Here is a 12361-nt window from a genome sequence, read left to right as displayed (position 1 = left end):
ACCAAAGTAACACAATGAGGTGACCGATCCGCCTTAAACGGCGGAAGGTGAAGGAAGGGAAATGAACTGCCGTGCTTAACGCAGCTCCAGTTCGTCCAGCGCCTGGAACAGTTCGGCGACGTGATGAATGCGCTGCCGCCCCTGCGCCAGCCTCTCATGCAGCAACGCATTGCTGAGCAGGCTGGCCAGGCTCATGGCGGCAGCATAGCTGTCAAAGGCCGACACGCTGTCGAGCGGCACGGTCAAATGCCAGTTGGCCAACGGGAACAACGCCTGCGCCTGCGGTTCACAGATCAACAGCGTCGGTACCCCGCGGCTTTGCAACAGCGCCAGCACTGCCTTTATCTGGCGCGGCCGGCGACGGAACGCCACCACCACCGCCACGTCCTGCGGCGTCAGCCCCGCCAGATCTTCCGCCAGCGTCTGCCCCGGCTGCGGCGCCAGCAGCACCTGTTCACGCACCTGCATCAGCTGCTGGCGCAGGTGCATCGCCATCGGATAGCTGTTGCGCAGCCCCAGCAGCATTACGCCTCGCGCCTGCGCCAGTGCGGCGATCGCCGCGCTGAACTGCACCGCATCGATCTGCTTTACCCAGCGGGTGAGATTGGCCATTTCCTGCTTACAGTGCCGCGCCAGCAGCGTATCGCCCTGCACCGCATCGCGGCTGTCGGTCAGCGGCATGCCACTTTGGCGCAGGGTGCGCAGCTCATCGCGCATGGCGCGGTAGTTGGGGTAGCCCAGCCGTTTGAACAAGCGGCTGACCGTGGCTTTGGAAACGCCGCTCAGGCGCGCCAGCTCGGCGCTGTTGTAACCGATCAAATCGTCATAGTGATCGAAAATGAAGTCGGCCACCCGCTGCTCCTGTGGCGTCAGCTGTGGGTAGTCGCGGCGCAGGCGTTCGTCGAACCGTTGCATTATCGTTCTCGCTGTAACCTTCGTTTCAGCGGAACATAGCACGGTCGAACTACCCGCTGGCAAGCAATTATTCGTGGGTGGGGAATGGCAGCGGCATGCCCTTCTACCGCGTCAATGCCGGAAAAGGGCCGCGCGTTCAGCACCAATAGGCCATGAAGTTGACGGTAGCGCGATCCAGATCGCGTTCGCCGATCAGATAACGCCGCAGCGTTTTCACCGTGGAAGACTCGGCCGCCACCCAGGCATAAAAAGCGTTACCGCCGGCCGCACGCTCCCACAACACCTCATCGCTCAGGCTGCTTTCCGCCAGGGACTGCGCCTGCGCACACGCCGACGCGGGGATAACGACCCGCTGGCGCACCGCCTCCACCAGCAGCGTGCCATGCGCCATTTGGTGGCCCACGTCACGCGGCAGCCAGTAAACCTCGGCGAACGGGAAACGGGCCAAATCCAGGCAATCCCCCGCCACCGGCACCTCAAAAAATGCCTGCACTCGCGGCGGATTGGCCTGCTGCGCCAGCTGCTCCAGAATACCCATCGCCGCCGGCACCGCCGTCTCATCGGCGATCAACAGCGCCTGCTGCAACTGCGCCGGCGGCACCCATTCGTAGCCGCCGCTGTCGCCGTCGAAGTCAGCGTTGGGGGCGACCGTCTGAAGGGCGTCACCCGGCTCGGCGTGGGTCGCCCAGGCGGAGGCCGGGCCGTTCACGCCATGCAGCACGAATTCGACGTCCATCTGATTCTGCTCACAGCGCAGCGCACGCAGCGTATAGGTGCGCATCACCGGACGCTGTTCTTTGGGGATCGCCATGTAATCGCCGTACCAGTCCGGGCCGTTGACCAACTGCGGGATCTTGCCGTCCGCCGCCGGGAACAACAGTTTGATGCGCTGATCCGGCGCTTCCAGCTTCATCCGATGAATATCCGCACCTTCAAACACGCAGCGCACCAGCGAAGGTGAAATCAGCGTTTTGCTTTTCAAGGTGATATCAAAAATTCTGTAGCTGGCGGACATGTTCTCGATTCTCCGGCAACGGCTGTCGCTTATACGTATGGCCGATCGGCTACCGTTTGACGGCGTGGAGTGCGCGATCGTGCAGCGGGTAAAATGTTAATAAAACTAATTAATTACGTTAATGTATCGCAAAAAATCATATCATGATTTTATTGATAACAAGAAACGTTATTGATAAAAGAATCATTCTCAAAAATAACGTAATAACAATATCACCTGGGAAATAACGATGAAACGCAAACACCTTTGGGTATTGAACCCTTGTCTGCTGGCAATGCTTGCGCCGGCGGCTTGGGCAGAGGATCAGAAAGCCGGCAACGAAGAGCAGTTGGTGGTCTCCGCCAGCCGTTCGCACCGTAGCGCGGCGGAAATGGCGCAAACGACCTGGATCATTGAAAGCCAGGAGATCGAACAGCAGGTTCAGGGCGGTAAAGAGATCAAGGACATGTTGGCGCAGCTGATCCCCGGCATGGACGTCAGCGGCCAGGGCCGCACCAACTATGGCATGAATATGCGCGGCCGTTCGATGATGGTGATGATCGACGGCGTACGCCTGAATTCATCGCGCAGCGACAGCCGCCAATTGGATTCGATCGATCCGTTCAATATCGATCATATTGAGGTGATTTCCGGCGCGACCTCGCTGTACGGCGGCGGCAGCACCGGCGGCCTGATCAACATCGTCACCAAAAAGGGGCAACGAGAACAGCAGGTCGAATTACAGATCGGCAGTAAAACCGGCTTTGGCGGCCATAACGATCACGACGAAAACGTGGCGGCGGCGGTCAGCGGTGGCAACGACAACGCCTCGGGACGCCTGTCCGTTTCTTACCAACGCTACGGTGGCTGGTACGACGGCAAAGGCAACGAGGTGCTGATCGACAATACCCAAACCGGCCTGCAGTATTCCGATCGCCTCGACGTGATGGGCACCGGCACCCTCAACATCGACGAACACCAACAGCTGCAGCTGACCACTCAATACTATAAAAGCCAATCCGACGGCGATCACGGCCTGTTCCTGGGAGAGAACTTTGCGGCGGTGACCGGCAATGCCAAGGCATACAACAGCGGCAACTTAAATTCCGACCGTATCCCCGGCACCGAACGCCATCTGATCAACCTGCAGTATTCCAACACCGATTTCCTCGGCCAGGATTTGGTGGCGCAGGTCTACTACCGTGACGAAACCCTGACCTTCTACCCGTTCCCGACGCTGGCGGGCAAAGCGCCGAACTATTACGTCAGCAGCATTGGCGCTTCGCAGCAAAAAACCGATTTCTACGGCGGCAAGCTGACGTTAAACAGCAAGCCTGTCGATGCACTGACGCTGACTTACGGTCTCGACGCCGAGCATGAGAGCTTCAACGCCAACCAACAGTTCTTCAACCTGGCGAAGGCGCAACAGTCCGGCGGCATGACGCTGGAGAACGCCTACAATACCGGCCGCTACCCGAGCTATACCACCAGCAACCTGGCGTCGTTCCTGCAGGCCAGCTACGACATCAACCCGATCTTCACCCTGAGCGGTGGCCTGCGTTACCAGTACACCGAAAACAAGATTGACGACTTCGTCGGCTATAACCAACAGCAGGTGATCGCCACCGGCGCCGCGACGTCCGCCGACGCGATACCGGGAGGGAAAACCGACTACAACAACGCGCTGTTCAACGCCGGCCTGTTGGCGCACCTGACCGATCGCCAGCAAACCTGGTTCAACTTCTCTCAGGGCTTCGAGATCCCGGACCCGGGCAAGTATTACGGCAACGGCACCTACGCGTTGAATGGCGGCCATTACCGGCTGCTGAAGAGCGTCAACGTCGGCGATTCCAAGCTGGAAGGCATCAAGGTCAATGCCTACGAGCTGGGTTGGCGCTATACCGGCGATAACCTGCGCACGCAAATCGCCGCCTACTATTCGCTGTCCGACAAGAGCATCGCCATCAACAAAACCGACATGACCATCAACGTCAATGCGGACAAGCGCCGCATCTACGGAGTGGAAGGCGCGGTGGATTATTTCTTTGAAGACAGCGACTGGAGCGCCGGCACCAACTTCAACGTTATCCGTTCCGAAACCAAGGTCAACGGCGAATGGAAGAAGCTGGTGGTGGATACCGCCAGCCCATCGAAAGTCACCGCCTATGTCGGCTGGGCGCCGGGCGACTGGAATCTGCGCTTACAGTCGCAGCAAACCTTCGACGTGTCGGACGACGGCGATTACACCAAGGCCAACTCCACCCAGGGCCGCAAAATCGATGGCTACAACACTCTCGATTTCCTCGGCAGCTATACCCTGCCGGTAGGGAAAGTCAGCTTCAGCGTGGAAAACCTGCTGGACAAGGAGTACACCACCGTTTGGGGCCAACGCGCGCCGATCCTGTACAGCCCGACCTACGGCTCGCCTGAGCTGTACAGTTATAAAGGCCGCGGACGCACCTTCGGCTTGAACTACTCGGTGTTGTTCTGAGGATAAGGGGCCGGTCTGCCGGCCCCGTTTATTGGGCCGCACCGTTTTGCAGAGAGCAGAAACGACGAAGCCCTGAGTTATCGCTAACTCAGGGCTTCTGAATAGTGGCGGAACGGACGGGGCTCGAACCCGCGACCCCCTGCGTGACAGGCAGGTATTCTAACCAACTGAACTACCGCTCCGCGCCATTCCCTCTTGCGGGGGAACGAGGCGCATATTACGGACGCCTCTCGGTTCCGTCAACGCCTTTTTCTCACCAAATGAACCGTTTGCACAGTTTTTCAACGAAGGTTCATCCGGTGCGTTTTTTTCGTGCAACAATGCCATTACTCGGCCGGCGAACCGCGCCACAGGCAGCTGCCGCCCTTTTTCGCCACCAGATCCAGACGCGCCTCGTGCGCCTTCACTTCTTCGTCGCTGGCGTAGACCACTTTCATCGCGGTCGCCGGGCGGACAATGCGCTGAATTTCTTGCGCGGCGTCGTTTTGCTGGGTATCACCCTCCATCTGGAACGCTATCGAGGTCTGACCGCCGGTCATCGCCAGATAGACTTCCGCCAAGATCTCGGCATCGAGCAATGCGCCGTGCAGCGTACGCTTGCTGTTGTCTATCTCATAGCGGCTGCACAAGGCATCGAGGTTGTTGCGCTTGCCTGGGAACAGGCGGCGCGCCATCAGCAGGCTGTCGGTGATGGTGCAGAAGGTCTCGGTCTTCGGGATGCCCTGCTGCAACATGCGGAATTCGTGATCCATAAAGCCGATATCGAACGCCGCGTTATGGATCACCAACTCGCCGCCGCGGATAAAGTCGAGGAATTCGTCGGCAACCTGATCGAAGGTCGGCTTGTCGGCCAGGAAATCGTCGCTGATGCCGTGTACGCCGTAAGCTTCCGGATCCACCAGCCGATCCGGCTTGATGTAAACGTGGAAGTTACGCCCGGTCAGGCGGCGGTTAATCACCTCCACCGCACCGATTTCGATGATGCGGTGCCCTTCGTAGTGCACCCCAAGCTTGTTCATACCGGTGGTTTCGGTATCGAGGACAATCTGTCTGGTGGTTGTAGAGATCATATTGCAGTGCTCACAGCGCTCGTTTATGTCAGACTTGGCTTTTATAAAACTGATAGGAAGAGTCTACCAGAGATGCTCAAACAGGTAGAAATTTTCACCGATGGCTCCTGCCTTGGCAATCCCGGCCCCGGGGGTTACGGTGCGATATTACGCTATAAGCAGACGGAAAAAACTTTCAGCGAGGGTTTTCGTCTGACCACCAATAACCGCATGGAAATGATGGCGGCGATCGTGGCGCTGGAAGCGCTGACCGTACCCTGCGCCGTGACGCTCAGCACTGACAGCCAGTATGTGCGCCAGGGCATCACCAGTTGGATCCATAACTGGAAGAAGCGCGGCTGGAAAACCGCCGACAAAAAGCCGGTCAAGAATGTCGATCTGTGGCAGCGGTTGGATTTGGCCATTCAGCGCCACGAGGTAAAATGGGAATGGGTCAAGGGCCACGCCGGCCACCCGGAGAACGAACGTTGTGACGTGCTGGCGCGCGAAGCGGCCGGCAAGCCGACGCAGGAAGACGTCGGTTATCAACCGGAAGCCTAAGGCAGTTTGCGGTAGCTCTTGGTCGCGCCCACCGCGCGGCTGAGAGACGGTTTTCTCGCCCCCAGTTTCATCGGCGTGGGCGTCAGCGGCAAGGTGCGTTTGCGCGCCACAATCACGCTCATGCAGCCCAGCGCCGGCAAATGGGTGCATAAAAATTTTCCACCCTGGCGATGCCACGGCAGCACGTGAAAACGCGCCTGGTGCAGCACCTCATAATTCAGCAGGCTAAGCCAATCCAGCAGCCGCATCTGGGTAAACATGCGGCTGACATAGGGCTGGCGATGACGCAATCCGGGCACCAGCTTGCCCAATCCCAACAGGCTGAACGGATTGAAGCTGCTGATAACCAACCAGCCGTCGTCGATCAATACCCTGTCCACCTCGCGCAACATGCGGTGCGGATCGTCCGCGTAGGACAGCGTATGCGCCAACAGGCAGGCATCCACCGACTTGGCGGCAAACGGCAGTTGATAAGCATCGGCGATCACCTGCAGCCCTTCGCCCTCCAGCCCTACGTTGACCTGATGGGAAATCGCGCATTTGTCCGTGGCCAACTCGGCGCTGAGCATGCCCATCTTCAGCAGATGGAAACCGAACAGCTTCGGCCACCAGGGTTGCAACTGCCGCTCGAGCGCTTCACGATAGTACTCCCCCCACGGCAGCGCCGCCCAGGACTGCGGGCCGGTGAGCTTTTGTAGAGTATGGGCTGGTTTCATGATTTATTATCTTCTTTCAAGCCGTTGCCAACGAGAGGTACACCATGAATCTTATCAGTATTCCCGCCTTCCAGGACAATTACATTTGGTTATTGGATGACCGGCAGGGACGCTGCATTATCGTCGATCCGGGTGAGGCGCAGCCGGTGCTCGAAGCGCTGCAGCGCCTGCAGCTGGTGCCGGCGGCGATCCTGCTGACCCACCACCATCACGATCACGTCGGCGGCGTGGCGCAGATCGTGGCCCAGTATCCCGGCCTGGCCGTCTATGGGCCGCAAGAAACCGCAGACAAAGGCGCCAATCACATCGTCCGCGACGGCGACACCTTTGACATCGATGGCCGCCATTACAGGACGTTCGCCGTCCCCGGCCATACGTTAGGCCATGTGGCATTCTATAGTGCCCCTTATCTGTTCTGCGGCGACACAATGTTCTCTGCCGGCTGCGGCAGGCTGTTTGAAGGCACCGCCAAACAAATGTACGACTCATTTCAACAACTCGCGCAACTTCCCGATAACACCTTAATTTGCTGCGCGCATGAATATACTCTTTCAAATCTTAAGTTTGCGCGGGCTATTTTGCCGGAAGATCGAGAGATTGAAACATATCAACAACATGTTGAAGCGTTAAGGGCAAAAGGCCAAGCCAGCGTGCCAACCACATTGCAATTAGAGCGCAAAATTAACCTGTTTTTACGTTGCCATGACGCTGATTTACAAAAGAAATTAGGCTTTAATTCACCACCGGAAAGCCTTCATTCAGTTTTTTCCGAATTACGCCTGCGGAAAGATAACTTCTAAGCTTTTAGTTGTGTTATTTGGCGAAGCAAAGTATTATTGCTCGTCTTTTAAGCAACTACATTGACACACACATGAAGGCTAAAGCGATATTTCTCGCCTCAGTCTTGCTAGTGGGTTGCCAGTCGTCCAGGCAGGACGCACCGGCGCCAGAACAGCATGCACAGAGTTTGTCTTCGGCTGGTCAAGATGGTGAAGCAGGAGAGTACACAGCAAATGGCCGAGCGAGCTCGGCGCGGTGGTTGGATAACAACAGTCCCGCCGCGCAACAGGACCTGTGGAACTTCATTAGCGACGAGCTGAAGATGGAGGTTCCGGAAAATTCCCGGATCCGTGATCAGAAAAGAAAGTACTTAAAAAGTAAGAGCTATCTCCACGATGTAACATTACGGGCAGAGCCGTACATGTACTGGATAGTCGGGCAGATTAAGAAACGTAATATGCCGATGGAACTGGTACTGCTACCCATAGTGGAGAGCGCTTTTGACCCACACGCCACGTCAAGTGCCAACGCCGCAGGGCTATGGCAAATCGTGCCGCAAACGGGTCGCAATTATGGTTTGAAAAACAATCAGTGGTATGACGGTCGACGCGATGTCGTCGCCTCGACAACCGCTGCGCTTAACATGATGCAACGCTTGAACCGCATGTTTAACGGCGACTGGTTATTGACCGTAGCCGCCTATAACAGTGGTGAAGGCCGCGTGATGCAAGCGGTGAAGGCAAACAAACGCCAGGGTAAGCCAACCAATTTCTGGGCACTGTCGCTTCCGCGTGAAACGTCAATCTATGTCCCGAAAATGCTGGCGCTGAGCGACATCATCAAGAACAGCAAGAAGTACGGCGTGAAACTCCCGAAAACGGATGAAACCCGTGCGCTGGCGCGTATCGATGTCGGACAGCAGATCCAGCTGACTCAGGCGGCTGAGATGGCAGGGCTTTCGGTCACCAAGATGAAAGCGTATAACCCAGGCTACAAAAAAGGCGTTACGGCACCTAACGGGCCCCATTACATCATGGTTCCCAAAGGGCATGCCGATCAGCTGAAAGACTCGCTGGCCGATGGCCAGATCGCCGTGACTCAGCCAACGACGCAGTTGGCGAAGAACAGCGGTTTGTCCGGTGGCAGTTCGTATAAAGTACGCTCCGGCGACACTTTATCGGGCATTGCCAAGCGGCTGAACGTTAAGACCAGCGATTTGCAGAGTTGGAACAACTTGCGCGCCAAGAGCGCCTTAAAAGTTGGGCAAACCCTGCAAGTGGCCAGCAATACGGGCAGTAACAGCAGTATCACCTATCAGGTTCGCAAAGGTGATTCGCTCGCCAGCATTGCACGTCGTCACGGCGTCGATATTAACGACGTGATGCGTTGGAATTCAACGCTCGGTAAAGGCAGTCTGCAACCCGGTCTGAAGTTGACCCTGTTTGTCGGCAACAAGCTAACGCCGGATACCTAAGTTTCCGGCACAAAAAAAGCACCCCTCGGGGTGCTTTTTTATTACCTGCGATTCACCAGACGGGGGAGTCTTTTTCCGGGTGGAACTCCACCAACAACGGATTGTGATCCGACGCGCTGGTCACCAGCACCGAGGCCTCAACAACACCCAGGTTACGGTAAAACACGAAGTCCAGCGGGCGACCAAAGGCCTTGCGACGATGATCGTCGGTGAAGCTAACCTCGCGCAGCGCCATTTCGCCGGCAAAGTCATACAGCGCGTTGATACGTTTACGGCTCCAGGCGTTGAAGTCCCCCGCCATGATCACTGGCCCCCGATGGCTGGCGATCTGCTCGCCAATCGGCCCCAGCTGCTTGCTATAGACGTCGACTCCCAGGCTGAAGTTCACCGCATGGATATTCACCACCATCAACAGCTCGCCATTGTACAGCGGGTAAACGGTGATCAAGGCCGATTTGGACAGCCGCAGCAGCGGCTCACGCTCACGCAGCGGGCAGCAGTAAACCGGATGAGCGGCTGCCAGCGTCATCACGCCGGAAGGATGTTGCGGCAACACAAAGGCCGGCACCTGATCGGCCGCCAGATAGTTGGCGGTAGCGTAGCTCACCAGCTCCGGCGTGGTTTGCGCCTCTTGCAACAACACCAGCTGCGCATCTTTGCCATGATTTTTCAGCACCGAAAGCCAGTCGGCTCGTTGCTGTTTGAAAATATTCCATACCATGACGCGCAGAGCGCCGGTCGTCGGCAGCGCAGCCCCTGGCGGCAACGGCTGGTTAACGGCGCCAGGAAAAATTCGCTCAACTGGCTGGCCTGCAACATACCTCATTGCATAAGTTCGTTTCGGCACGCGATTCGCCTATTACCCATTAGCATGAAACTGGCGATGAAGACTTCGCCAACGGTGAATTGATTATACGCCTGCCCCGCACAGAGGGCATGGCTTTTACAGGCATAATCTTTTCAGTTATAGGGGCCGTCTGCGGTGATTTCAATATTCTGAGGGTATAGCTGTGTAAAGGTGACGCATCAGAGGTGAAAAATGCGAAAAGGCCAGCAAAATGCGCACGGGATATCGGAATGTACAGGTTCGCGCTCAAGTGGGTGACGGCGATGCTCCGACGTGATTAAATGACGAAATCGCTCAAAATTTCAAACGATGTTTGCCTGTGGAGCAAAAATGAAAGCGAATTCGGACGAGCTTATCACCTTCGTCACCGTAGTGGAGAGCGGCAGCTTCAGCCGGGCGGCAGAGCGCCTGCAGCAGGCCAACTCCGTGGTTAGCCGTACGGTAAAAAAACTGGAGAGCAAGCTGGGCGTGACCCTGCTCAACCGTACGACACGCCAAATCAGCCTGACACAGGAAGGCGAAAACTACTTTCGGCAGGTGCAAAAGGTGTTGAGCGATATGGCCGCAGCGGAAAATGCGTTGCTGGAAAGCCGCCAACGCCCGCAGGGGCTGCTGCGCGTCGATGCCGCAACGCCGGTCGTCTTGCATCTGTTGACGCCGCTGGTCGCCGAGTTTCGTGAACGCTATCCGGAAATGTCGCTATCGTTAGTCTCTTCGGAAAACTTCATCAATTTGATCGAACGGAAAGTGGATATCGCAATCCGCGTCGGCGAGCTGACGGACTCTACGCTGAAAGCGCGCAAGCTAATGGCCAGCTATCGGCGCATCCTGGCCTCCCCCGCCTACCTGGCGCAGTATGGCGCGCCAAAGACGGTGGCCGATCTGGAACACCATTGCTGCATCGGCTTTAACGACCTGCCTAACCTAAACCGCTGGCCGCTGGCCTGTGCCGATGGTCGCCAACTGGAGATCGTTCCAGGGCTGACCACCAACAGCGGCGAAACCCAGCGCCACCTGTGCCTGCACGGCAACGGCATCGCCTGCCTGTCGGACTTTATGAGTGATGAAGACGTCAAACGCGGGGATCTGGTCCCCCTTCTGGTGGGGGACACGCTGCCACTCGAAATGCCGATCAACGCGGTGTACTACAGCGATAGCGCCGTCAGTAACCGCCTGCGCAGCTTTATCGATTTTATCAGCGAGCGGTTAAAGTGATAAAAAAGGCGCTCTCTCGAGCGCCTGAGGTCATCATATCTGAAGATTAGTCCCAGTCGGGTGCCAGACCTTCCGGGCTGACCAACCGGCCGTTGCTTTCCAGCGCGGCAATCTGTGCCATATCTTCATCACTCAGCTGCAGCTGCTGCGCTAGCAGGTTGCTTTCCAGGTTTTCACGCTTGGTCGAGGAAGGGATCACCGCATAGCCGAGCTTCAGCGCCCAGGCCAGGACCACCTGTGCCGGCGTCGCCTTGTGCCGCGCCGCGATACGCTTGATCGTCTCCTCCTGCAACGCTTTGCCATACGCCAGCGTCATATAAGAGGTGATGGCAATGCCATGCTGCCGTGCGAACGCCACCACTTTCTCATTCTGCAAGAACGGCGACAGTTCGATCTGGTTGGTTGCGATCTGATCGGCACCGACCGCGTCAATCGCCTGCTGCATCAGATCGACCGTGAAATTGGATACCCCTATCTGACGGGTTAGCCCCAATCGCTTGGCTTCCAGCAATTCAGCCATAAACTCGGCGACCGACACTTCATCATTTGGCGATGGCCAGTGAATCAATGTCAGATCGACATACGAGGTCTGCAGTTTGACCAAGCTGTCTCGCAGGCTGGGAATTAATGACCCCTTGGCCAGATTCGCGATCCAAATTTTGGTCGTGATGAACAGCTCGTCACGCGGCACACCGCTGGCTGCGATAGCCTGGCCGACGGCCGCTTCGTTTTCATAGATCTGTGCGGTATCGATAGCCCGATAGCCCAGTTCCAGCGCCGTACTCACCGAGTCGATAACGACCTGATCCTGAAGGCGGAAAGTACCTAAACCAAATGCAGGAATGCTCACAATGTTTACTCTCTCATTAGTGGATAAATAGCGATGCGAGAGAGTATGGCAATATTTTTAGTGAGCAAAAACGCCAGGTTCGGCATAAGACTTTTGATCAACAGGCAACAATATTGAGGAAAAGCGGCAGGAGCGGTGGCAATTTCGACGATATTCCGTGAATTTTGCATATGAAAAAGCCCTGAGTCAGAGACTCAGGGCTTATCAATTAAGTGGCGGAACGGACGGGGCTCGAACCCGCGACCCCCTGCGTGACAGGCAGGTATTCTAACCAACTGAACTACCGCTCCACCGATTCTTTTACGTTGCATCTCTCGATGCCGGCAAAATCGCGCTCTGCGATTTGCGCATTACCAGTCGTCACACTGATAACGTTTATTTGATGCCTGGCAGTGTCCTACTCTCGCATGGGGAGACCCCACACTACCATCGGCGCTACGGCGTTTCACTTCTGAGTTCGGCATGGGGT

The 12361-nt window shown here is 56.8% G+C and carries 11 protein-coding genes, 2 tRNA genes and 1 rRNA gene; 5 read left to right on the top strand and 9 right to left on the bottom strand.

All coding sequences use genetic code 11. The features are described from left to right. Positions 1–75 precede the first annotated feature (75 nt). Together QOL81_RS06795 and QOL81_RS06790 are read right to left on the bottom strand one after the other, a co-directional pair. The gene (locus QOL81_RS06795; RefSeq protein WP_283439749.1) at positions 76–915 is read right to left on the bottom strand and encodes a MurR/RpiR family transcriptional regulator; all 840 of its coding nucleotides are present in this window, start codon (positions 913–915) and stop codon (positions 76–78) included. A 136-nt stretch (positions 916–1051) separates the two neighbouring features. Then, the gene (locus QOL81_RS06790) at positions 1052–1930 is read right to left on the bottom strand and encodes a siderophore-interacting protein (protein WP_100397117.1); all 879 of its coding nucleotides are present in this window, start codon (positions 1928–1930) and stop codon (positions 1052–1054) included. Positions 1931–2159: 229 nt separating this feature from the next. Here QOL81_RS06790 and QOL81_RS06785 point away from each other — a divergent pair, with 229 nt between their 5' ends. Beyond that, complete coding sequence (locus QOL81_RS06785; protein ID WP_283439748.1) at positions 2160–4400, top strand: TonB-dependent siderophore receptor; 2241 nt, start codon at positions 2160–2162, stop codon at positions 4398–4400. A gap of 105 nt (positions 4401–4505) precedes the next feature. Here the strand turns inward: QOL81_RS06785 and QOL81_RS06780 are convergent. Beyond that, positions 4506–4582 (bottom strand) — tRNA-Asp (locus QOL81_RS06780). Between the two features lie 144 nt (positions 4583–4726). Further along, positions 4727–5470, bottom strand: coding sequence for a DNA polymerase III subunit epsilon (gene dnaQ / locus QOL81_RS06775; protein WP_159317667.1), 744 nt, complete (start codon positions 5468–5470; stop codon positions 4727–4729). A 72-nt stretch (positions 5471–5542) separates the two neighbouring features. Here dnaQ and rnhA point away from each other — a divergent pair, with 72 nt between their 5' ends. Beyond that, positions 5543–6010, top strand: coding sequence for a ribonuclease HI (gene rnhA / locus QOL81_RS06770; RefSeq protein ID WP_033649910.1), 468 nt, complete (start codon positions 5543–5545; stop codon positions 6008–6010). On the opposite strand, the gene QOL81_RS06765 is transcribed toward rnhA, so the two are convergent. Further along, the gene (locus QOL81_RS06765; protein WP_060425259.1) at positions 6007–6726 is read right to left on the bottom strand and encodes a class I SAM-dependent methyltransferase; all 720 of its coding nucleotides are present in this window, start codon (positions 6724–6726) and stop codon (positions 6007–6009) included. The two genes, rnhA and QOL81_RS06765, sit on opposite strands and share 4 nt — an antisense overlap. Before the next feature lie 44 nt (positions 6727–6770). Between QOL81_RS06765 and gloB the strand changes: the two genes are divergently transcribed. Together gloB and mltD are read left to right on the top strand one after the other, a co-directional pair. Beyond that, positions 6771–7526, top strand: a complete 756-nt coding sequence (gene gloB, locus QOL81_RS06760) for a hydroxyacylglutathione hydrolase (RefSeq protein ID WP_072265509.1) — start codon at positions 6771–6773, stop codon at positions 7524–7526. A gap of 71 nt (positions 7527–7597) precedes the next feature. Further along, the gene (gene mltD / locus QOL81_RS06755) at positions 7598–8980 is read left to right on the top strand and encodes a murein transglycosylase D (protein WP_060440648.1); all 1383 of its coding nucleotides are present in this window, start codon (positions 7598–7600) and stop codon (positions 8978–8980) included. Between the two features lie 52 nt (positions 8981–9032). On the opposite strand, the gene QOL81_RS06750 is transcribed toward mltD, so the two are convergent. Next, the gene (locus QOL81_RS06750; RefSeq protein ID WP_025160092.1) at positions 9033–9827 is read right to left on the bottom strand and encodes an endonuclease/exonuclease/phosphatase family protein; all 795 of its coding nucleotides are present in this window, start codon (positions 9825–9827) and stop codon (positions 9033–9035) included. A 330-nt stretch (positions 9828–10157) separates the two neighbouring features. Between QOL81_RS06750 and yafC the strand changes: the two genes are divergently transcribed. Continuing rightward, the gene (gene yafC, locus QOL81_RS06745; protein WP_060425254.1) at positions 10158–11042 is read left to right on the top strand and encodes a DNA-binding transcriptional regulator YafC; all 885 of its coding nucleotides are present in this window, start codon (positions 10158–10160) and stop codon (positions 11040–11042) included. Between the two features lie 46 nt (positions 11043–11088). Here the strand turns inward: yafC and dkgB are convergent, their stop codons facing one another. The 3 genes from dkgB to rrf form a co-directional block, all read right to left on the bottom strand. Then, positions 11089–11892 carry a 2,5-didehydrogluconate reductase DkgB gene (dkgB, locus tag QOL81_RS06740; RefSeq protein ID WP_060425251.1) on the bottom strand — a complete coding sequence of 268 codons (804 nt, stop codon included), beginning with the start codon at positions 11890–11892 and terminating at the stop codon, positions 11089–11091. A gap of 213 nt (positions 11893–12105) precedes the next feature. Beyond that, positions 12106–12182 (bottom strand) — tRNA-Asp (locus QOL81_RS06735). A 94-nt stretch (positions 12183–12276) separates the two neighbouring features. Next, positions 12277–12361, bottom strand: a 5S ribosomal RNA gene (gene rrf, locus QOL81_RS25790); the annotation flags it as partial.

Origin of the sequence: Serratia sp. CC22-02 (assembly GCF_900182895.1) — a bacterium.
Classification (GTDB): Bacteria; Pseudomonadota; Gammaproteobacteria; order Enterobacterales; family Enterobacteriaceae; genus Serratia; species Serratia nevei.
This window is presented reverse-complemented; position numbering and strand designations above follow the sequence as displayed.

Coding starts and splice junctions, on each gene's coding strand:
- QOL81_RS06795 (WP_283439749.1), bottom strand. CDS start 915: ATGCAACGGTTCGACGAACGCCTGCGCCGCGACTACCCACAGCTGACG.
- QOL81_RS06790 (WP_100397117.1), bottom strand. CDS start 1,930: ATGTCCGCCAGCTACAGAATTTTTGATATCACCTTGAAAAGCAAAACG.
- QOL81_RS06785 (WP_283439748.1), top strand. CDS start 2,160: ATGAAACGCAAACACCTTTGGGTATTGAACCCTTGTCTGCTGGCAATG.
- dnaQ (WP_159317667.1), bottom strand. CDS start 5,470: ATGATCTCTACAACCACCAGACAGATTGTCCTCGATACCGAAACCACC.
- rnhA (WP_033649910.1), top strand. CDS start 5,543: ATGCTCAAACAGGTAGAAATTTTCACCGATGGCTCCTGCCTTGGCAAT.
- QOL81_RS06765 (WP_060425259.1), bottom strand. CDS start 6,726: ATGAAACCAGCCCATACTCTACAAAAGCTCACCGGCCCGCAGTCCTGG.
- gloB (WP_072265509.1), top strand. CDS start 6,771: ATGAATCTTATCAGTATTCCCGCCTTCCAGGACAATTACATTTGGTTA.
- mltD (WP_060440648.1), top strand. CDS start 7,598: ATGAAGGCTAAAGCGATATTTCTCGCCTCAGTCTTGCTAGTGGGTTGC.
- yafC (WP_060425254.1), top strand. CDS start 10,158: ATGAAAGCGAATTCGGACGAGCTTATCACCTTCGTCACCGTAGTGGAG.